This window comes from Echinicola vietnamensis DSM 17526 (genome assembly GCF_000325705.1).
Taxonomy (GTDB): Bacteria; Bacteroidota; Bacteroidia; order Cytophagales; family Cyclobacteriaceae; genus Echinicola; species Echinicola vietnamensis.
The window spans coordinates 3,750,980-3,769,595 of sequence record NC_019904.1 but is presented as its reverse complement, the minus strand read 5'-3'; the positions used below and the strand labels follow the sequence as shown (position 1 = coordinate 3,769,595).

Annotated in this window: 23 protein-coding genes and 2 pseudogenes; 2 read left to right on the top strand and 23 right to left on the bottom strand. The window is 39.1% G+C overall.

Annotation, left to right across the window (positions count from 1 at the left end):
* Position 1 precedes the first annotated feature (1 nt).
* The 23 genes and pseudogenes from ECHVI_RS15410 to ECHVI_RS15310 all read right to left on the bottom strand — a co-directional run bounded on the left by ECHVI_RS15410 (position 2) and on the right by ECHVI_RS15310 (position 16,389).
* The gene (locus ECHVI_RS15410) at positions 2 to 832 is read right to left on the bottom strand and encodes a universal stress protein (protein ID WP_015266940.1); all 831 of its coding nucleotides are present in this window, start codon (positions 830 to 832) and stop codon (positions 2 to 4) included.
* An 18-nt stretch (positions 833 to 850) separates the two neighbouring features.
* Positions 851 to 1,846: a 2-hydroxyacid dehydrogenase gene (locus ECHVI_RS15405; protein ID WP_015266939.1), complete on the bottom strand. Its 996-nt coding sequence runs from the start codon at positions 1,844 to 1,846 to the stop codon at positions 851 to 853.
* Positions 1,847 to 1,849: 3 nt separating this feature from the next.
* Positions 1,850 to 2,821: an ATP-dependent 6-phosphofructokinase gene (locus ECHVI_RS15400; protein ID WP_015266938.1), complete on the bottom strand. Its 972-nt coding sequence runs from the start codon at positions 2,819 to 2,821 to the stop codon at positions 1,850 to 1,852.
* A pseudogene (locus ECHVI_RS15395) lies at positions 2,814 to 4,162 on the bottom strand (dicarboxylate/amino acid:cation symporter). The gene ECHVI_RS15400 and the pseudogene ECHVI_RS15395 overlap by 8 nt, the downstream one beginning before the upstream one ends.
* 11 nt (positions 4,163 to 4,173) lie before the next feature.
* Positions 4,174 to 5,235 carry a class I fructose-bisphosphate aldolase gene (locus ECHVI_RS15390; protein WP_015266937.1) on the bottom strand — a complete coding sequence of 354 codons (1,062 nt, stop codon included), beginning with the start codon at positions 5,233 to 5,235 and terminating at the stop codon, positions 4,174 to 4,176.
* Between the two features lie 11 nt (positions 5,236 to 5,246).
* Complete coding sequence (locus tag ECHVI_RS15385) at positions 5,247 to 6,260, bottom strand: type II glyceraldehyde-3-phosphate dehydrogenase (protein ID WP_015266936.1); 1,014 nt, start codon at positions 6,258 to 6,260, stop codon at positions 5,247 to 5,249.
* Positions 6,261 to 6,280: 20 nt separating this feature from the next.
* Positions 6,281 to 7,636 carry an NAD(P)/FAD-dependent oxidoreductase gene (locus ECHVI_RS15380; RefSeq protein ID WP_015266935.1) on the bottom strand — a complete coding sequence of 452 codons (1,356 nt, stop codon included), beginning with the start codon at positions 7,634 to 7,636 and terminating at the stop codon, positions 6,281 to 6,283.
* Positions 7,633 to 8,094, bottom strand: coding sequence for a universal stress protein (locus ECHVI_RS15375; protein ID WP_008616424.1), 462 nt, complete (start codon positions 8,092 to 8,094; stop codon positions 7,633 to 7,635). Before ECHVI_RS15375 ends, ECHVI_RS15380 begins: the two co-directional genes overlap by 4 nt.
* 12 nt (positions 8,095 to 8,106) lie before the next feature.
* Positions 8,107 to 8,721, bottom strand: coding sequence for a lycopene cyclase domain-containing protein (locus ECHVI_RS15370; protein ID WP_245553339.1), 615 nt, complete (start codon positions 8,719 to 8,721; stop codon positions 8,107 to 8,109).
* Positions 8,722 to 8,835: 114 nt separating this feature from the next.
* Positions 8,836 to 9,114 (bottom strand): DUF5676 family membrane protein, encoded by a 279-nt coding sequence (locus ECHVI_RS15365; RefSeq protein WP_008616426.1) that lies wholly within the window; start codon positions 9,112 to 9,114, stop codon positions 8,836 to 8,838.
* Positions 9,115 to 9,131: 17 nt separating this feature from the next.
* Positions 9,132 to 9,350, bottom strand: a complete 219-nt coding sequence (locus ECHVI_RS15360; RefSeq protein WP_008616427.1) for an SHOCT domain-containing protein — start codon at positions 9,348 to 9,350, stop codon at positions 9,132 to 9,134.
* A 22-nt stretch (positions 9,351 to 9,372) separates the two neighbouring features.
* On the bottom strand, positions 9,373 to 9,591 hold the full coding sequence (locus tag ECHVI_RS15355; RefSeq protein ID WP_008616428.1) for a heavy-metal-associated domain-containing protein: 219 nt from the start codon (positions 9,589 to 9,591) through the stop codon (positions 9,373 to 9,375).
* Between the two features lie 7 nt (positions 9,592 to 9,598).
* Positions 9,599 to 9,868 (bottom strand): hypothetical protein, encoded by a 270-nt coding sequence (locus ECHVI_RS23355; protein WP_008616429.1) that lies wholly within the window; start codon positions 9,866 to 9,868, stop codon positions 9,599 to 9,601.
* A gap of 24 nt (positions 9,869 to 9,892) precedes the next feature.
* Positions 9,893 to 10,372 carry a hypothetical protein gene (locus ECHVI_RS15350; protein WP_008616430.1) on the bottom strand — a complete coding sequence of 160 codons (480 nt, stop codon included), beginning with the start codon at positions 10,370 to 10,372 and terminating at the stop codon, positions 9,893 to 9,895.
* 165 nt (positions 10,373 to 10,537) lie between these two features.
* A complete protein-coding gene (locus ECHVI_RS15345; RefSeq protein WP_015266933.1) occupies positions 10,538 to 11,137 on the bottom strand; it encodes a WG repeat-containing protein in 600 nt (199 codons plus the stop codon).
* 69 nt (positions 11,138 to 11,206) lie between these two features.
* A complete protein-coding gene (locus tag ECHVI_RS15340) occupies positions 11,207 to 11,788 on the bottom strand; it encodes a helix-turn-helix domain-containing protein (protein ID WP_015266932.1) in 582 nt (193 codons plus the stop codon).
* A gap of 196 nt (positions 11,789 to 11,984) precedes the next feature.
* A complete protein-coding gene (locus ECHVI_RS15335) occupies positions 11,985 to 12,872 on the bottom strand; it encodes an IS1595-like element ISEvi1 family transposase (protein ID WP_015266931.1) in 888 nt (295 codons plus the stop codon).
* Between the two features lie 50 nt (positions 12,873 to 12,922).
* On the bottom strand, positions 12,923 to 13,345 hold the full coding sequence (locus ECHVI_RS15330) for an HYC_CC_PP family protein (RefSeq protein ID WP_015266930.1): 423 nt from the start codon (positions 13,343 to 13,345) through the stop codon (positions 12,923 to 12,925).
* Between the two features lie 95 nt (positions 13,346 to 13,440).
* The gene (locus tag ECHVI_RS15325; RefSeq protein WP_015266931.1) at positions 13,441 to 14,328 is read right to left on the bottom strand and encodes an IS1595-like element ISEvi1 family transposase; all 888 of its coding nucleotides are present in this window, start codon (positions 14,326 to 14,328) and stop codon (positions 13,441 to 13,443) included.
* A gap of 72 nt (positions 14,329 to 14,400) precedes the next feature.
* Positions 14,401 to 14,622 (bottom strand): annotated as a pseudogene (locus tag ECHVI_RS15320) (transposase); the annotation flags it as partial.
* A gap of 4 nt (positions 14,623 to 14,626) precedes the next feature.
* Positions 14,627 to 14,797, bottom strand: a complete 171-nt coding sequence (locus ECHVI_RS23350; RefSeq protein WP_245553337.1) for a hypothetical protein — start codon at positions 14,795 to 14,797, stop codon at positions 14,627 to 14,629.
* A 54-nt stretch (positions 14,798 to 14,851) separates the two neighbouring features.
* The gene (locus tag ECHVI_RS15315; protein WP_015266928.1) at positions 14,852 to 15,925 is read right to left on the bottom strand and encodes a DUF932 domain-containing protein; all 1,074 of its coding nucleotides are present in this window, start codon (positions 15,923 to 15,925) and stop codon (positions 14,852 to 14,854) included.
* A 44-nt stretch (positions 15,926 to 15,969) separates the two neighbouring features.
* A complete protein-coding gene (locus tag ECHVI_RS15310; RefSeq protein ID WP_245553336.1) occupies positions 15,970 to 16,389 on the bottom strand; it encodes a single-stranded DNA-binding protein in 420 nt (139 codons plus the stop codon).
* 580 nt (positions 16,390 to 16,969) lie between these two features.
* Between ECHVI_RS15310 and ECHVI_RS23725 the strand changes: the two genes are divergently transcribed.
* Both ECHVI_RS23725 and ECHVI_RS15305 read left to right on the top strand, forming a co-directional pair.
* A complete protein-coding gene (locus tag ECHVI_RS23725) occupies positions 16,970 to 17,137 on the top strand; it encodes a hypothetical protein (protein WP_157501459.1) in 168 nt (55 codons plus the stop codon).
* Positions 17,127 to 18,611 (top strand): recombinase family protein, encoded by a 1,485-nt coding sequence (locus tag ECHVI_RS15305; protein ID WP_015266925.1) that lies wholly within the window; start codon positions 17,127 to 17,129, stop codon positions 18,609 to 18,611. Before ECHVI_RS23725 ends, ECHVI_RS15305 begins: the two co-directional genes overlap by 11 nt.
* Positions 18,612 to 18,616 lie beyond the last annotated feature (5 nt).

Sequence of the window (18,616 nt, the reverse complement as noted above, 5' to 3'; positions counted from 1 at the left end):
GTTACATTTTAATAGTCATTACTGGTAATTCGGAGTGATTGGTTACACCCTCTGCGATGCTTTTAGAGAATAAGCTTAAAAAGCCTGTACGTCCGTGAGTACACATTGCGATTAAATCGGCATTTTTATATCGTAAAAAATTGTTTATCCCTGTTTCTACGTCTTGTTCGTTATATACATTCATTGAGAAGTTATCCAAATCGGGGAATTTTTTCAGGAACTCCTTGATGGGATCCAACCCTTGTTCTATACTGTTAAAATCGGTCTGAGTATTGACCCTCAATAAATGGATATGTGCACCGCATTTTTCAGCAATCGAAATAACCTGCTTAAATGCATCGCTTACATCTTGAAGAAAATCTGAAACAAAAACGATATCCTTAAAAGGAAAGGATACTTCTTCATCCTTGACTACAACAACCGGTACATCAGCTTTCCTAACAATTTTTTCTACGTTGCTTCCCATTAACTCACGTATACCGCCTCGGGTGCCACTACTTCCCGTAACTATAAAATCGTGATGGAAATGACCAGAATGTTCTAAAATATCTTTCTGTCCCGAATCAAATTGAAGAAAAGTTCGACATTTAAGACCTTCGTGCTCAGCCTTTTTTTCCAGTTCCCGCAATTTTGATTTAACGACTCCAATTTCCTTTAAAGTTTCGGGATACCTTTTTTCTTTTTGTTTATCCAGTTTTACCCAATCAACAGAGGTTTTCATCAAATGGAAAAAATGGATTTCGGAATTGTAAAGCTTTGCCATTTCAATTCCGAGTTCTTCTGCTTTATTGCAATTTTTTGAAAAGTCTGTTGGTACGAGTATGTTTTTCATAATATTTGTTTTTAACTATTAATTAATGCTAATTTCATTTCCAGAAGGTTTTTGTTTTTCAAAACAATCCAGATTATATATGGTTGTTTCTGCAATATTGGTCAATGCGGTTTTGGTTAAAAAAGCTTGATGGCTTGTAATTAGTACATTGTTGAAAGTCATTAAGCGTGCAATCACATCGTCTTGCAAAATGTCATCGGAATGGTCTTCAAAGAACAATCCTTCTTCTTCCTCATAAACATCCAGTCCTAAATACCCTATTTTTTTAGTTTTCAATCCTTCGATAACTGCCTTGGTGTCCACCAACCCACCACGACTTGTATTGATGAGCATTACTCCAGATTTCATTAGTGCTATATGCTCTTTATTTATTAAATGTTTTGTTGAAGCTTTTAATGGCACGTGCAGGCTTATTATATCTGCGTGCTTACAGAGCGTCGCACAATCTGAATAGATTAGGCCATATTTATCAATTAGGTCTTTGCTTTCTTCTATATCCTGGGCAAGAATATTGCAGCCGAATCCGTGAAGTATTTTTACGAGTACAGACCCTATTTTTCCTGTTCCAATCACGCCAACGGTTTTCCCATTTAGGTCAAAACCAGTGAGACCGTTTAATGAAAAGTTTTGTTCGCGCACTCTATTGTGGGCTTTAATCAGTCTTCGGTTTAATGCAAGTATCAAAGCCATTGTATGTTCTGCAATGGCATAAGGTGAATAGGCTGGGACACGTGCCACTTTTATATTCAATTCAGCTGCTTTTTCTAAATCGACGTGATTGAAACCTGCCGAACGTAATGCGATAAATTTTATGCCTAGTTTGTGTAAAATATCCAAAACTTCCGAAGAGGCATCGTCATTTGAGAAAAGTGCTATGGCCTTTGAACCTTCTGCCAATAAGGCGGTTTCCTTTGTTAGCCTAAATTCCAGAAAATTCAATTGATGTTTTCCTTTATTAGCGTTTTCAATGGAAGGCTTATCGAATTTATGTGTGCTGTATATTGTTGTTTTCATAATTTATGTTCCAAATAGTTCTAAAAGTTCGTGCAATTCTTTATTGACCTGATGTTGCTTGACCACCTCATTAAAAGGGGTTAAGTGCAATTGATTGTTTAAAATCCCGATCATTACATTCTTTTTACTTTGTAAAAGCGATTTTACGGCTTCCACCCCAAGCCTTATGCCCAACATTCTATCCAAAGCAGAAGGATTTCCACCTCGCTGTATGTGGCCAAGCTTTGTTATGCGTAAATCGACATTGGGATTGACTTCCTTTATTTTTGAAGAAACAAGATCGGCACCAATTTCGTCACCTTCAGAAACTACGATTAGAAAAGCATCCTCGCTATCGTAATTTTTCACCTTACCCAAAAGGTTAATAAAGTCCGTACCGCTCTCCGGAATTAATATGGCGTCCGCACCAACCATCAATCCAGAATGAATACCGATGTAACCCGAATCCCTTCCCATTACTTCAACAATGAACACACGGTTATGGGATTCGGCAGTATCCCTTATTTTATCAATATTTTCAATGGCTGTGTTAACTGCGGAATCAAAACCAAGGGTGTAATCCGTACCCGAAATATCGTTATCAATAGTTCCGGGAATCCCTATGAATGGGATATCGCATATCTCTGAAAAAGCAAGTAATCCTTTAAATGTACCATCACCACCAATGGCAATTAAAGCGTCTATTTTGTTTACATTTAGAGTTTGCAAGGCTTTTTTTCGACCTTCCAGTTCGAGAAAACGTTTGCTTCGGGCTGTCTTAAGGATAGTGCCACCCTTTTGGGTCAGTTTTTGTAATTCGTGTGATTTTAATTGAACCAAGTCACCGTCTATCAATCCTTCATATCCTTTTCGAAAGCCGCTTACGTTTATACCATTTACTTCAGCCGTTTTTGTAATGGCGTACAAGGCTGCATTCATCCCTGGACTATCACCTCCAGAGGTAAATACACCTATATGTTTTATAGTACTATCCATAGTTATAAAGCTTCTTTTTTAAGAATTTCAGTATTTTTATATCATACAACCTATTAAAAACCATACAAGCTGTAAGGTCACCCATTACGTTTACAGCAGTCCTGAACATTCCCAACAATCTTTCTACACCAATGATAATGATGATGCCTTCGGCTGGAATACCGACACTTCCCAAAACAGAAGCGAGTATCACCACACCACCTCCGGGAATGGCAGGTGTGCCGATTGAAGCAGCAACGATGGTTACAATGACCACAATAATATTGAGCAAACTCATTTCCAGTCCATAGGCTTGGCTATAAAAAGGGTTGTTATCGTTTGATAGAGTGCTGTTCCATCCATATTGACGGTTGCGCCAATGGGAATGATAAAATTGCTAATGGTCTTGTCCACCTTTAGTTTTTCTTCGGCTGTTTGAAGAGAAAGTGGCATCACAGCGGCAGAGCTTGTGGTTGAAAAAGCCAATAATTGAACGTCCCTTATTTTTTTTAAGAAATGCATAGGGTTTGCTTTTCCAAGAAGCACAATTAGCCCTAAATAGAAAATTACTAAGAATAACAGACCGAGCAAGACGACACCCACATAGTAGGTGAGGCCAGATAGAGAACTCAAACCAACACTAGAGGTAAGCTGTGCCATAAGTCCGAAAACAGCAATAGGGACTAATAACATAGACCATTTTACCACCGTCATACAGACTTCCTGAATGGCACTTAGAAGCAGCTTTACTGGGCGCAGTAAATCATTTTCAAGAGATAGCACAGCTACACCAATAATGATTGTGAAAATCACAATACTTAACATTTCACCACTTACCATAGATGCCAATGGATTTTCAGGAAGCAGGTTTGAGATGGCATCAGGAATCGTTTCAACTCCGAAGGAAAGCTCGGGTTCATCAGTTGAAACTGCCGTAATTTCATTATGCTCTTTTAGTGCTTGTTGATGAAGAAAACGACCCGGTCTAAAAATTTGGGATAGTATCGTACCAATGCTAACCGAAACTATTGTTGTGCCCAAAAAATATAGTAAAACACCACCACCTAATTTTTTTAAACTGTCCTTATCATTACTTGCGATTCCTGTGATGATGGAAGCCACAATCAACGGAATCATAATCATTTGAACCAGTTTCAGAAATAGTACACCGGGCAATGCCAGCCAATTCCCCGCGATATCTGCTGTTTCTTTAGAAATCCATCCATTTTGTGGACTCAATAACAGACCAAATCCAACACCTAACAACAAAGCAATGATTACTTTAAGCCATAGACGGCTTTCTACCAGTTTAAGGAGGTAGTGGTTAAGTGATTTTAATGATTTTATTTCCGTATCGAACATTCTTTTTTTAATTAAGCAATACTTATTTTTTGGTCCAAATAGACGTCTTGTACAAATCTTAAGAGCTCAATCCCTTCAGTGAATGGTTTTTGAAAGGCTTTTCTTCCCATTATCAGCCCAGAGCCACCAGCCCTTTTATTGATGACGGCAGTTGTTATCGCCTCAACCAAATCAGATTCTCCTTTGGAACCGCCTCCTGAATTTATAAGTCCTATTTTTCCCATATAACAATTGGCAACTTGTAATCGACAAAGGTCTATGGGATGGTCTGTCGTCAACGTTTTATACATTTCATCATCATATTTTCCAAATCCTATTTCTTTAAACCCGAAATTATTGGTTGGTAATTTTTGTTTAATGATATCCGCTTGAATAGTTACGCCCAAATGATTGGCCTGCCCAGTAACATCGGCAGCTGCGTGGTAATCTTCTTTTTCGGTTTTAAAAGCTTCATTTCGTGTATAGCACCATAAAATGGTAGCCATACCCAGATTGTGAGCTTCTTCAAAAGCCTCAGCTATTTCTTTGAGTTGTCGGTTACTTTCCGCTGAACCAAAATAAATCGTAGCTCCTACGGCAATTGCTCCCATATCCCAAGCGGTTTTTACCTTACCAAAGAGCGTTTGGTCATATTTATTAGGATAGGTGAGTAACTCATTATGGTTAATCTTAACGATAAAAGGGATTTTATGGGCATATTTTCGGGCGTTCAAACCCAAAACCCCAAACGTGGACGCCACACCATTACAACCTGCCTCAAGGGCGAGTTTTATAATGTTCTCAGGGTCAAAATAATCTGGGTTTTTGTAGAATGAATATGCTGCGCTATGCTCAATGCCTTGGTCGACAGGGAGGATACTTAAATAACCAGTTCCTGCCAAATTTCCGTGATTGTATAACTGGGAAAGGCTACGAAGTACCTGTGGATTTCTGTTGCTATTTCCAAACACCTTATCTATACTATTCTTGCTTGGGGTCTGCAACTCATCTTTAGTTATTTTTTCACAAATGTGTTCCAAATAGAAAGATGCTTTTTCTCCTAAAAGTTCTACTATATTCTTGTCTGTTTTCATTTTGATAGTATTTAATAGATTCCTAAACTTTCATTTGTTTTGACTATGGATTTTGTACCATTTGTTTCAATTCCGGTAAGTGCTCTAATAGCATCTATGGTTTCTGGTATAACAATAGCTTGGTTATCGACTACATAAGCATAAAAAAGTTCGTCTCCCTGTACTTTCAGCATATCTTCCCAAAGAGCCACTTCATACATATCTCCCCAAGGTCTTCCCATATCCAGAAACATTTCCTTAATGGTGTTGTTAGAGACCAAGCCTTGGTCATATCGAATTAATTTAATACGGCTTGATGTTTTAAATGCATTTAGTACTTCTTCCTTTGTCGCCTGCTTTTTCAATTTCACATTCCAGTAGTGCATATGGCTCAATGTTTCGGGTACTTTTACCGCTGCGGTGATGACATCCAGTTCTGGGTCAACACTTTTAGCATCTGGACCTTGATGGCTTGGGATATCTTTTTCGGGAACCATTGTATTCATAATACCACCTAAATGACTTTCCCAAGGGTCTGTAGCTCTTCTTAAAAGTGTACCTCTGGCATAATCCAATAAATCGGCTCTTTTTAAAGCGGTCAAGGTTCTTAAAATAGACGTAGTATTACAAGAAACTACTCTTGTCGCATTCAAGTTTAGAGCCGATTTGTAATTATTTTCTGCACTAAAGGAATGCCCTGTGGTTTCGTGTTTTTCGCCACCGTGTAGAATAAATTTGATGTTTTGCTCCTTGTAGATAACGACATTCTGAGCGGCAATTTTTTTGGGTGTACAGTCCACAACAAGATCTGATTTCTTTAAAAGTTCCTGTAAGCTTCCTTTTACTGAAATTCCTTTTGAGTCCATATCATTGGCTGCTTCTTCGGTAGCTGCATAAATATCATACTCCTTTCTTACGGCATTTTGAATGCGCCAATCGCTGATTATATCGCAAACGCCCGAAAGCTTCATATCATCTTGTAATTTGATGGCATCTGCCACTCTTTTTCCTATGACTCCGTATCCTATAACTCCTATTTCTTTCATATAAATTTTGTTTTAATTAGTTATTCTTCTGTATTATCGATTAATGATTTTGGCTTAAAATTTCTAATAATCAAGCGGTTGCTCTTTTCATAAGTGAAATAGCTAACCGCCCAATTAAAACCAACCATCAATCTATTTCTAAATCCACTTATGGACATCAAGTGAACAACGGACCACAGCAACCAGGCGAAATAGCCTGCAAATTTAAATTTGCCCAAATCGGCAACTGCCTTGCGTTTTCCTACAGTGGCCAAGGAGCCTTTGTCTTTATATTCGAAAGGTTGTGTGGGTTTATTATTTATGAGGTTTAATATAGAATTACCCAGATATTTTCCTTGTTGAATTGCTGCCTGCGCCACCTGTGGATGCCCTTTGGGTCTTTCTTCAGAAATAAGCGCAGCTATATCGCCTATGGCAAAAATGTTTTCGTAGCCTTCTACTTTTAAATTAGCATCGGTTTTAATCCGGTTGCCCCTGACTATGTGTTTTTCATCAATACCATTTGGGAATTGTCCTTTTACGCCAGCCGTCCAGATAAGGTTTTTAGCCAAAATGGTCTTACCACTTATGGTAGTGACTTCCTTTCCATCATAATTGCTTACAGCTTCATTTAATAATACCTTTACATTTAAATCCTCTAAATATTTGAGGGTTTTCGATGATGCCTTATCAGACATTGTGCTTAACAACTCATCAATGGCTTCTATTAAATAAATATTCATAATGGAAGAAGGGTACTCTGGGTAATCTTTGGGAAGGATGTATTTGCAAAACTCTGCCAAAGCTCCTGCCATTTCTACGCCTGCTGGACCACCACCTACTATTACAAAATTTGTCAGTGCGTCGCGTTCTTTATTATCACAAGTAATAGCTGCCTGTTCCAAATTTTGCAACATCATATGACGGATGTTGAGGGAATCGCGAATATCCTTCATCCCCAAACTATTTTCGGCTACAGAATCCATCCCAAAGAAATTGGTGGTCGTGCCAGTAGCCAACACTAAATAGTCATAAGAAACACTTCCCTTATTGGTCAATATAGTATTTGAATCAGGTTGAATTTCCACAACTTCTGCCAAACGAAAGAAAACATTTTTATAGCCATTGATTTGTTTTCTGAATGGAAATACTATGCTATCAGGTTCCAACGCACTCGTTGCCACTTGATATAATAAAGGTTGAAATTGATGGAAGTTATTTTTATCGAGTAAAACCACTTGAACTTCTTTGTGTTTCAGTTTTTCAACCAATGCCAAACCTGCAAATCCTCCACCAACGATAACCACACTAGGTAATTTGGTATCGGGAAGACAGATTTCATCTGTTATCTTACAAGTGGATTCTAATGTAATGCTATGTGTTTGCTTTTCTTTCATTTTTTATTTCTATCTCTTGCAATGAGTACTGAACATTTGGCATTTGTGGTCAAATATTGGGATACAGAGCCCAATACTAAGCGTGAAAGTGCACCGTGACCCTGAGAGCCTACTACGATTAAATCTGCACCCCAATCTTCTGCTTTTTCATAAATAGTACTTTTGGGCAGGCCACTAACAACACTTGTGGTTATGGTAAGTGCCTTGTTTTCGGCCTTGATTTTATCGAAAGCTTCTGAAACGATTTTGTTTCCCAATTTTTGAGCGTTACTTCTAATTTCTTCTATGTAATTTCCTATCCTGCCGCCCATAGTATGCAATCCCAGGCCGGTTGTTTTCGGAACTTCATAAACATTTATAATATGAATTTCACTATTTGAGGATAGGGTCATTTTTATAAGTTCGTGAATGGCTACTTTACTGAAATCTGAACCATCTATGGCCAATAGTATTTTCATAGTTTGAATGTATTAGTTGGTTGACATTTCTTTCGATTTTATAAGTTTTCTCCAATACAAGTGTTCATATAATCCAGACCAATACATGCCAAAGGTGAAAGCGAACAGTAACTCTTCAATTGGGATTCTCAAAACAAGAATATGGGTCAGGTTGTCCAGATTCCAGTACAACTCCACATATTGGGGATAGAACGGAAGGATGCTTCCGAAATAAATGAAATACAGTATGGTAAACAAGATTCCACCAACCCATATTTTTCCTTTTAAATCCGGGCGACAGTACAATGTTGCCAAACCACCAAAAAACATTGCAATGATGCCACAATAGATGTGGTTAAGCGTGGTGAAAAGACTAAATATGACAAATACAATGGCTGGAACAAAAAGTATATAAATATGTAGCTTATGTCTTTGGTGGCCTCGTTCGGTATGAGGCATATCTATATAGCTTTTTTTGAATATTAGGTTATACAATACCGTCCCAATTCCGCCAATGGCAAAAGAGAATATAAGACTCTCAATATCGAAGCCTGTTCTTTCTGCTAAATTAAATAGGGAAGGTGGAAACCAATATTCAGGTACAAACAAAGGTTCGGTCAATCCAAAGGGCATAGTAATAAGGCTCATTTTGAGCATTTCTTTTCTATACCCCTTTTTTGACAAATAGATTATTGCCCAAAGAGCAAGAATTATAAGAGACCATATGAACCAGACATATTGCATAAATTTTATTTTACTCTCTTATTTTTTGACTTTTATTTGCGCATTATAAAAAGCCGCAATACAGGCACCTATTAGCCATCCTAAAATGAATATCTGTACTATTCCCAAACCAGCTTCCCATAGTGGCACATCCATCCTGATAATGCTTGTGGTATCTAAACCGTGCAATAGGCTGTTGAAAAAATCGATAGTGGCTTCTCGACCTGCTGTTGACATAACTATCATACAGCCTAAGTAAATTAGTGCCCCCGTAAGACCGAAAGCAAATCCGAGTTTTTTTACGTTTAATCGATACATAATTTTAAAGTTTTGAGTTAGTTGTCTGATTTTAATATCTTTTTTGATTCCTCAAATTCTTCCTTGGATATTTCGCCTTTTGCAAAGCGGTTTTTAAGAATATCCAGTGGGCTGTCCTTCTTTGTTTTTTGATAAGGGATATCTGCTGGGATAAAGAATATCCAAGCCAATAAAATAATCCATATAATCCACCATATTAGGTGCATACCTCCAAAATGTCCTTCGTAAAAATGCATAATTTTTGGTTTTAAGTTGTTGTTAATTTAATTCTGTAATTGTATAACCATTGAGCCCATCAAGTTGCTTTTGTAATTCGGCAACAGAAAGTGCTTCATTCATCGTGATAAGTGCAGCACCTTTTGGTGCCAAAAAGATCTCTGCTTTTTCTATATTGGGATGTTCTTCTAAAGTCTTTTTTACTCTTGATACACATCCACCGCAGCTGATTCCGCTTATTTGAAATTTTTGTTTCATCATTTAGTATTTAATGGTGATGATGCCCTTTGTGTTCATCTTTTGGTTCTGTTTTTGAAACATCTTTACCGTGTTCGTTTTCTCTTTGTCTATTCTGTGAATGATTGTGCCCACCGTGGCGATGTGAACCGTGAGGCATAAATAAGTGACAAGCAAACATAAAGAGGATGAAGATGAATAGAGACGAACTGCTTCCTATACCTAATGATGGTGCAAAAAAGATAAACAGTAATGGTAATCCACAACCGATGACCATCCATATCCAGTGATTATTTTTCATTGTTGTTTATTTTAAAAGTTAAAATTAATGATGCTCGGTATGCTCACCTTTGGTTGGACTATCCATATCGTCCATCTTGTCCATACCCTGCATATCCATTCCTTTTTCGCCCATCATCTTTGAGCAGGATTCCATACAGTCTTCGCTCATCATCCCTTTTTCGTGCATCATTTTCATCATAGTGCCCATCATTTTGCCGTCATTCATCATTCCGTCCATCATTGAGTGCATCATTGTACTGTCTTTCATCATCATTTGCATTCCTTCTCCTTGCATCATTGAGCTCATCATTTTTTTGTTGCCCTGCATCATTTGCATTGCGTGTTGGTTGTCGTGCATACTTTCCATAAATTCGGTCATATAGTCGTGATTTTTGGAAATGGCATTAAAAACTTCTGTGCGAGTTTCAGGGTTTTCCATTAGTGCCTGAGTGTTTGTTTCTTGTTTGCAACTGTTTAAGCTTAAAAGCCCAACTGCCGATAAAACAATTAGTAGTGTTTTCATAATTTATTTTTTGAGTTAAACATTTATTTTAATTTTTATAAACCCATTCCCAACAATCTAAATGTTTATAGTTGAGGGAATGGATTATCAACTATTAATTCGCAGATTTTAAAAAGGTTATAATCTTTTTGAATTTCTTATATGTTATGTGTATTTTCAATATTATTAGATTTTTTTTATACGCCACTTCTTATTATTACCTTTAACTGCCACCAAATTTTCCGAAATCAATTTTGATGTGATGGCAGGTGGATTTTTATCATTCTTATCTTTTGGCGAGACGTGAATGGCCAATTGCGTTAAATGGTCAATGGTATTACCATTCTCATCTATAACAAGCTCAAAATAATGGTAGTTTACCACGTCTTTTTTGAAAATGTCATTATAGCCAATGGTTTCTTTTTCAACTTTTAACACCAAGGCTTTGCCATATTGAAAGTTGTTGGCATTGAGGAATTGTGGAGTGATGACAGTTTTTCCAGTTTTATCGATATAGCCATAATAAAGAACACCGTTTTTTTGATGGGCAATTAAGCATTTCCCATTACTGAATATGGGATAGGCAGCATTTTCCGTTTTAGTTAGCACTAAATCATTTCGAAAATCAACGGTTAATTGTCCATCGCGGTCAATGAATCCCCATTCGTTTCCTTTTTTAATCGCAGCCACGTCATTATTAAAGGGCGAGATATAATCTATATTTTCTATAGTTTGTGCAATCCCCAGAAAAGGAATCAAAACTAATGTGATGAGTAGTTTTTTCATTTTTTTTGATTTAATACGGTAAAATTAACAACTGGCACAGGCATTTATCTGCACAACTTTCGTTGTTATCTATATAATTTCATCATAAAAACTTCGTTTCCAGTTTTCAGTATTTTTATAATCGGTCATACTCATACCAACAACGTCTTTAAACTGTCTAGACAGGTGGTTTACACTACTGTAGTCCAATAAATATCCTATATCTGAAAAGGAATGTTGTTTAAGCTGAATGAGCTCTTTAACTTTCTCTATTTTTAATTTGATAAAGTACTTTTCAATGGTTGTCTGTTGATTTGCTGAAAATAATCTGCTCAATGTCTTGTAATCTTTATGAAGTCTTGAAGCCAATAGTTCAGATGTTTTTACCTTAATATGTAGCGGTAGCTCTTGCAATTGTTCTATTAGAATAATCTTGATTCTTTCTGTGAGCATTTCTTCTTCATTCTGAACAATTTCAAAATCATTGGCGTGAAGTACACTTGTAACGGCATCGATAATTTCATTGTTCGCTTTTTTTGGTGCTTCTACCAGCAACCTTCCCAATTCAAGGGAAAGCACTGTTACTTCAAGTTCTTGTAATTCTTGCTTAATTACTTTTAAGCAGCGGTTACAGACCATATTCTTAATCCAAAATTCTTTTGGTTTGTTCATAGTATAGAATGTATTGTCATTGAGTTTAGCTCAATGGTCTGATAGGTTTAGCCTAACAGGATTAATATTGTGTGGCGTTGTTGAGAATAGGGTACAACAAATGTTAGCCAGAAGTGAAATATTGGCTATAGAGGTAATGCAGATTAATTTTAACCTGCGATGTAGAAAATCAAATTATAGAGGTGACCAGTTAATATCATATTAAGTCAGCAATATGGATTTTTTTCTTACTGACCATTCTGGTGATCAAATTGTGGAAGATCGTGTCCTTGCTCTGTGAGCGGTTGATTCTGTAGGAAAACTCACTTAGGTAGCGGTCTATATGCCTTTTGCTTACCCAGGAAAACGTCGTCCTTAACCACGATTTTACCTGATGGATCATGGTGTGAATTGCTTTAAAATTTAAGCCTAATTCACTGGGAGTCTGTTTGATGGTAAAGTCATTTTTGATAGGACGATACCCTTTCCATTCGTCTGTCTGAACTTGGGCACCCCTGTCGATGTGGCTCTCAAAGATGGGACGTAGTGATTTGGCTGAAAAATCCTTGATCTGTAAAGCATAAAACCGTTTGACTTTTCCTGCATCAGTAAGTTCTACCGCGCATACTACCTTCTTTTTCTTACCTCCATAGCTCCTTCCGGTATGTCCGGCTTCTTGGCCCCCTACTACGAATTCGTCCACATGAACTTCTCCCTTCATCGGATGATTTCCGCTCGATTTCATGGCCTCACGTACTTTATGCATGAAGCTCATGGCTGTTTTACGGTTAATGCCATACCGTTTGGCCATATACATCGCAGAGAGACTTTTGGTACTTGTGCTCATCTCAAAACAGATATAAAATGCCTTTACAAGACCAAATTTGACTTTATGGAAAAGGGTGCCTGCGCCAGCACTTTCTGTATCGCTACATTTATTGCAGGTACGTGCGTAATCCTTTCTGATCTGGCTACCCTGATGACCACACTTGCGACACGTAAATCCATCTTTCCACTTAAGTTCGGACAAATATTTCTTACAATCCAACTCGGTCTGGAACCTTCTACTGAACTCTATAAGCTCTTGTCCTTTGAAAACATCCATTATCTGCTTGTTTAAAAGCATAAATATATGAAATTAAACGGTCACCTCTATCAAATTAAAAAGGACTCGTTGAGAATTACAAGGTCTGTGGATAGCAATGGTGGCCTATAAGCCTTAAAAGGAACTGTGTTTTTCTCTAAACCTTCAAAAAGGTTGATATAAGAATAGACGAAATTGTTTAAGAAAACTAAAGTTTCAATCTCTGAAATTTTATTGGCCTTCTTGAAGGTGTCATCTCCTTCTTTCACGATGGTTTGATTATCGCAACAGTCTTTTTCTTGTAACGTAGTGCACTGCTTTAACGGTGAATCTTTCTTTTGAACCTTTTCTGTGCAGGTTTTTGCTTTGTTCCAAACAGCTATATCTACCAATTGATTACAACAAAAATGCATATCTACCGTAAAAGAAGAGGTAGAAAACAGTATTAAAACTGCTAAAAAGAAAGACAATATTTTAGTAAAAAATGTTTTCACATTGTAAAGTTAATAAATTTTGATTAACATTAAAGGATTTTGGAAAATAATAAAATTCAACTGTTCAATTATTTTATAGAGGTGACCAGTTAATATCATATTAAGTCAGCAATATGGATTTTTTTCTTACTGACCATTCTGGTGATCAAATTGTGGAAGATCGTGTCCTTGCTCTGTGAGCGGTTGATTCTGTAGGAAAACTCACTTAGGTAGCGGTCTATATGCCTTTTGCTTACCCAGGAAAACGTCGTCCTTAACCACGATTTTACCTGATGGATCATGGTGTGAATTGCTTTAAAATTTAAGCCTAATTCACTGGGAGTCTGTTTGATGGTAAAGTCATTTTTGATAGGACGATACCCTTTCCATTCGTCTGTCTGAACTTGGGCACCCCTGTCGATGTGGCTCTCAAAGATGGGACGTAGTGATTTGGCTGAAAAATCCTTGATCTGTAAAGCATAAAACCGTTTGACTTTTCCTGCATCAGTAAGTTCTACCGCGCATACTACCTTCTTTTTCTTACCTCCATAGCTCCTTCCGGTATGTCCGGCTTCTTGGCCCCCTACTACGAATTCGTCCACATGAACTTCTCCCTTCATCGGATGATTTCCGCTCGATTTCATGGCCTCACGTACTTTATGCATGAAGCTCATGGCTGTTTTACGGTTAATGCCATACCGTTTGGCCATATACATCGCAGAGAGACTTTTGGTACTTGTGCTCATCTCAAAACAGATATAAAATGCCTTTACAAGACCAAATTTGACTTTATGGAAAAGGGTGCCTGCGCCAGCACTTTCTGTATCGCTACATTTATTGCAGGTACGTGCGTAATCCTTTCTGATCTGGCTACCCTGATGACCACACTTGCGACACGTAAATCCATCTTTCCACTTAAGTTCGGACAAATATTTCTTACAATCCAACTCGGTCTGGAACCTTCTACTGAACTCTATAAGCTCTTGTCCTTTGAAAACATCCATTATCTGCTTGTTTAAAAGCATAAATATATGAAATTAAACGGTCACCTCTATTATTTTATTTGAATTAGGCATTTAATAAATGAATTCCTTATATGGATAAGGAGGCTTTGCTACCATCCTCTGCATTAAATTCTCAAAGAGTCCCTCTTTCATTTTATGACGGTTAAACCGGTAAGTGTACTCGTTGATATATGGCTGTAAGTTCATGACCGAATGGTGGGTGCCCCTAAGCCAGGCCTTGAACATCATAATCACCCGGTGCATCTGCTTGAAGTTCTCTCCCTTCTTTCCTGATTTTTCACGGGTCAGTTTCGGAAAATGGGCTTCCATTCCAGGCACTATCTCCGCACCCGTCATTGTGGAGCATTACCGATACGATAAGATGGTTTTCCGCTCCTTTTGCTATGGTCAGTTGCAGGTTTCCTGTAAACTCCAACTGCGCTATCTGATTGAAGAAATTTGTGTTCATCGTTTAAAGTTTTTTTAAAGGCTACCACCGAATAAGGCGGTAGCCTGTGATTATCTAATTAAGGTTCAGGATGTCCGCACCGTCTGTTGCAAAGGCATTACACCATTCAAAGGCTTTCTGCGATTTGAGTTGGGCAGTACCACCCAATACAATGCTCTGTAACTTGGCTTCCTCGTTCCTGTAATTGCGAACATTCTGATAGTAGCCTGTAACGGCATTATACGCCCCGAACAACGTGCCTTTGGTCGTGTCCATTTGCTGTGTGTCGCTTATCATGGCATAGGCGAAGGCATCATCCACGGTGTTTTTGAACACGGTGGAAATTTCATCTTCCGCACCTTTTTTGATAAGGTCAAGGGTTTCCTTGTTCGGGCAAAGTGCTAACTGGATGAGCTTTCTTACTTCTCGGTCGGTCACCTTTACCTTTGTCCATTCGTTGAAAATGCCTTCTAACTGGTTGCTCAACGTGTTTGCCAACCCCATTATCCTGTGGGCATTCTCGATACGCTGTTTTGCGCCTGAAGTGTGTTTGATTCGCACTACATTGGTCATATTGCGAAGCGAAGCATTCAGCGTATTTTGGCATACGATACGGATAGGTGTGAAAGCTGCCGTGATACTTCCGCTACCGTCATGCGAAGTGGTCAGGAAAATGTATTTTTCCGTCACGTCATCGCCATTTCCCACACGGATATAATCGGGCAGTTTGGCTGTGATAAATATGCGCTCCCCATTGCCCAACGCTCCTGCAGTTTCGTACAGGATACCTTCGCCACCGCCTACGATGGCATCAAAGAAATTAAAGGCTTCACGGTTCTGTACAATATGGTAATCTTTGCCCACTACGCCCAATACGACATTGTTGTCGGTGCGGATATTGGCGAAATAGTTGGGGACTTCCAGTTCATTACTGCCTATCTCTATGCCATTAGCTGTTTCGATTATGCCCGAACCTTTGGTGAACAGGGGGGATTTTACTACCTCGTAATCTAACCCTGCATATTTGATAGCTTCCTCGCTTGTCGGGTACTGCTCCACGATTTGTCCCAAACCGTGCCACGCTTTCTGCTGTACGCTAAAGAATGAATAACGTCCTGTACGCTCGTTGAAATTCAGATTATGTGCCATGATATTTGAAATTTTGATGTTTGAAAATGAAATGAATACTGTTGTTAAAATGGGAGGTCGTCCTCCGTTCCCTGCACCGTTACCTTGTTGTTTTCGGGTTGCTGGGTAGCCTGTGTGGTTTCCGCTCTCTTACCGCCTCCATGCAATTTAATTTGTGAAGTATGGAAGTTCAGTCCTGCACGGGTTTCACCGTCTTTGCCCGTCCACGCCCTGGCGCTTACCCTGCCTGATAATTCTACCAATGTACCTTTGGTCAGTAGCCTTGCTACGCTTGAGGAAATCCAATAGGCGCAATCGAAATATGCGGTCTGTTCTACTCGCTCACCCTGTTTGTTTCGGTAGCTGTCGTTTACCGCTACCGAAAAGTTTACTACCTGCTTTTCGTTTGACAGGGTACGTACTTCCGCATCCCTTGTCAGTCTTCCGATGATGTTCATAATCGTACTGTTTTTAGAGTTTGACATTTTGTTACGTTCGCTTTTCCTCGTTCCCTGTTTCCTGTTGTGGTCTGCTCCGCTTCGCTTCGCATAAATTTTTCCAAAAGAAAAACCGGAAAAAAGAAAGCAGGTAACCGGAGTGGGCATGGCGCAAAACCAAAAGGAAACGGAATAATTGGAGGGGACCCCCCGGGGAGGAAACCGTTTATGCCGTAGTCTTTTGGTTGGGCTTGCGCGGTGGCTGCCCACTACATCTTAGCTGCCTTTTTACCGGTTTCGTATTGGAAAATATTATTCTGACAATTTCCTTTTGGGTACTAATGATAGGGCTGTGAAAGCCCGGTGAACAGGGATTGGAAAAACGCAAACGGAAGACTGCGGCGGGGTTACGGTTTTCTATTTCCTGTTTCAGAGGTAGCCAGCAAGCTCTTTTGCAGTAGAGGGAATGTGCAGGGAAGCAAATGTGCTTGGGCTACAAAAAAGCTAAAACGAATGTGGAAATCTATTTAGCCAAATACTTCCTTTAATCGCCAATCACTGCATCATTCCAACGTCCGGGCTCCTTTGCCTATAACTTTCAGGATGAATGGCAATTGGAGGATAGCTTATGGAAGCAATAGCACAAAATATAAAAGTAACACCGGATAAAATCGTCAGTATGTTAAGGCCGCAGCAGATTGAAGTCAGCAAGGAAGAAGCTGCTAAGCTTCTGGCGTTCTTGAAGAAACTGGCAAAGATAACGGTAACAAAATACCTGGAATCGGATGAGCGTTGAAAGAGGAAAGAGAGCTGATCTATACGTCCGCGTAAGTACCGATGAACAGGCAGACAAGGGTTATTCACAGCGTAACCAGGAGGAAATGCTGCGAAAATACTGTGACAATCATTGGATTGAAATACGGAATATTGTCTATGAGGATCATTCTGCTAAATCCTTCAATAGACCTGAATGGAAAAAACTGCTTTCCTACCTTAAAAAACACCGGGGCAAAATCGATCTTGTCCTGTTCACCAAATGGGATCGGTTCAGCAGGAACGCAGGTGACGCTTATCAGATGATAAATGTTCTCCGTGATTTCGGGGTTGAACCACAGGCCATCGAACAACCGTTGGATCTATCCATTCCGGAGAACAAGATGATGCTTGCCTTTTATCTTGCCGCACCCGAGGTAGAAAATGACCGTCGCGCGCTCAACGTATTCTACGGCATGCGAAGGGCGAAGAAGGAAGGTCGTTATATGGGACTCGCTCCCGTAGGTTACAAAAACAAGATAGACCAGGGTGGGCATAAGTACATTGCTCCCAAAGAACCGGATGCCACCATACTCTATTGGGCATTCGAAGAGTTGTCAAAGGGTGTATTCAATACCGAACAGGTCTGGAAAAATGCAAGGGAAAAAGGTTTGCAATGTAGTAAAAATGCGTTTTGGCAATTGATTCGAAATCCCGTGTACTGCGGAAAGATATTCCTGCCAAAGTTCAAGGATGAAGAAAGCCGGTTTATCCAGGGACAGCATCAGGCCATCATATCAGAAGAGTTGTTTGATAAGGTACAGGAGATATTGGACGGAAGAGGCAGGAAATATAGACCCAAGATCAATACCCGAAATGATTTTCCATTAAGAGGTTTCCTGATATGCCCGGTCTGCGGTAGCCTTCTCACCGCCAGTAGATCAAAGGGAAGGACAAATCATTACAGTTACTATCACTGCCGTAAGGGATGCCCTTACCGGATAAGGGTTGAAGAACTCCACCAGGTGTTTGAGGGGGAGTTGCGAAAGTTCATCCCCAGAAAAGAGATGTCGGCTATCTACCGAAAAATCATCGCGGAAGCGTACTATGAGCTTACCCAAAATGAGCAGAAAATAAAAAAGCAATTGTTACATCAGCTAAAGGATTACGAGAACAGGGTATCGCATATCCGTAACCTGCTGGCCATGCAGAAAATTGAACCAACCGATTATCTCGAAATCAAGCGGCAATACGACTCGGTCTTAACCGGATTGAAAGAAAAACTGGATAATATTTGCCGAAGCCTGCCCAAAATAGAATCCTTATTGGAAAAAGACATCATGGAATTAATGGCGTTGGACAGCATCTTTGAAGAAAGCAAAACAGAGGACAAAAGATCCCTTATACACACGATATACCCGCAAAAGCTGTTGTTTTACGGCACATTAGCCGAAGAGGTTAAACCCGATGACATCCTAACGCTTGCCTATCACTATAACACGGAAAAAACGAAATAAGGACA

Coding starts and splice junctions, on each gene's coding strand:
- ECHVI_RS15410 (WP_015266940.1), bottom strand. CDS start 832: ATGAAAAACATACTCGTACCAACAGACTTTTCAAAAAATTGCAATAAA.
- ECHVI_RS15405 (WP_015266939.1), bottom strand. CDS start 1,846: ATGAAAACAACAATATACAGCACACATAAATTCGATAAGCCTTCCATT.
- ECHVI_RS15400 (WP_015266938.1), bottom strand. CDS start 2,821: ATGGATAGTACTATAAAACATATAGGTGTATTTACCTCTGGAGGTGAT.
- ECHVI_RS15390 (WP_015266937.1), bottom strand. CDS start 5,235: ATGAAAACAGACAAGAATATAGTAGAACTTTTAGGAGAAAAAGCATCT.
- ECHVI_RS15385 (WP_015266936.1), bottom strand. CDS start 6,260: ATGAAAGAAATAGGAGTTATAGGATACGGAGTCATAGGAAAAAGAGTG.
- ECHVI_RS15380 (WP_015266935.1), bottom strand. CDS start 7,636: ATGAAAGAAAAGCAAACACATAGCATTACATTAGAATCCACTTGTAAG.
- ECHVI_RS15375 (WP_008616424.1), bottom strand. CDS start 8,094: ATGAAAATACTATTGGCCATAGATGGTTCAGATTTCAGTAAAGTAGCC.
- ECHVI_RS15370 (WP_245553339.1), bottom strand. CDS start 8,721: ATGAGCCTTATTACTATGCCCTTTGGATTGACCGAACCTTTGTTTGTA.
- ECHVI_RS15365 (WP_008616426.1), bottom strand. CDS start 9,114: ATGTATCGATTAAACGTAAAAAAACTCGGATTTGCTTTCGGTCTTACG.
- ECHVI_RS15360 (WP_008616427.1), bottom strand. CDS start 9,350: ATGCATTTTTACGAAGGACATTTTGGAGGTATGCACCTAATATGGTGG.
- ECHVI_RS15355 (WP_008616428.1), bottom strand. CDS start 9,591: ATGATGAAACAAAAATTTCAAATAAGCGGAATCAGCTGCGGTGGATGT.
- ECHVI_RS23355 (WP_008616429.1), bottom strand. CDS start 9,868: ATGAAAAATAATCACTGGATATGGATGGTCATCGGTTGTGGATTACCA.
- ECHVI_RS15350 (WP_008616430.1), bottom strand. CDS start 10,372: ATGAAAACACTACTAATTGTTTTATCGGCAGTTGGGCTTTTAAGCTTA.
- ECHVI_RS15345 (WP_015266933.1), bottom strand. CDS start 11,137: ATGAAAAAACTACTCATCACATTAGTTTTGATTCCTTTTCTGGGGATT.
- ECHVI_RS15340 (WP_015266932.1), bottom strand. CDS start 11,788: ATGAACAAACCAAAAGAATTTTGGATTAAGAATATGGTCTGTAACCGC.
- ECHVI_RS15335 (WP_015266931.1), bottom strand. CDS start 12,872: ATGGATGTTTTCAAAGGACAAGAGCTTATAGAGTTCAGTAGAAGGTTC.
- ECHVI_RS15325 (WP_015266931.1), bottom strand. CDS start 14,328: ATGGATGTTTTCAAAGGACAAGAGCTTATAGAGTTCAGTAGAAGGTTC.
- ECHVI_RS23350 (WP_245553337.1), bottom strand. CDS start 14,797: ATGAACACAAATTTCTTCAATCAGATAGCGCAGTTGGAGTTTACAGGA.
- ECHVI_RS15315 (WP_015266928.1), bottom strand. CDS start 15,925: ATGGCACATAATCTGAATTTCAACGAGCGTACAGGACGTTATTCATTC.
- ECHVI_RS15310 (WP_245553336.1), bottom strand. CDS start 16,389: ATGTCAAACTCTAAAAACAGTACGATTATGAACATCATCGGAAGACTG.
- ECHVI_RS23725 (WP_157501459.1), top strand. CDS start 16,970: ATGGAAGCAATAGCACAAAATATAAAAGTAACACCGGATAAAATCGTC.
- ECHVI_RS15305 (WP_015266925.1), top strand. CDS start 17,127: ATGAGCGTTGAAAGAGGAAAGAGAGCTGATCTATACGTCCGCGTAAGT.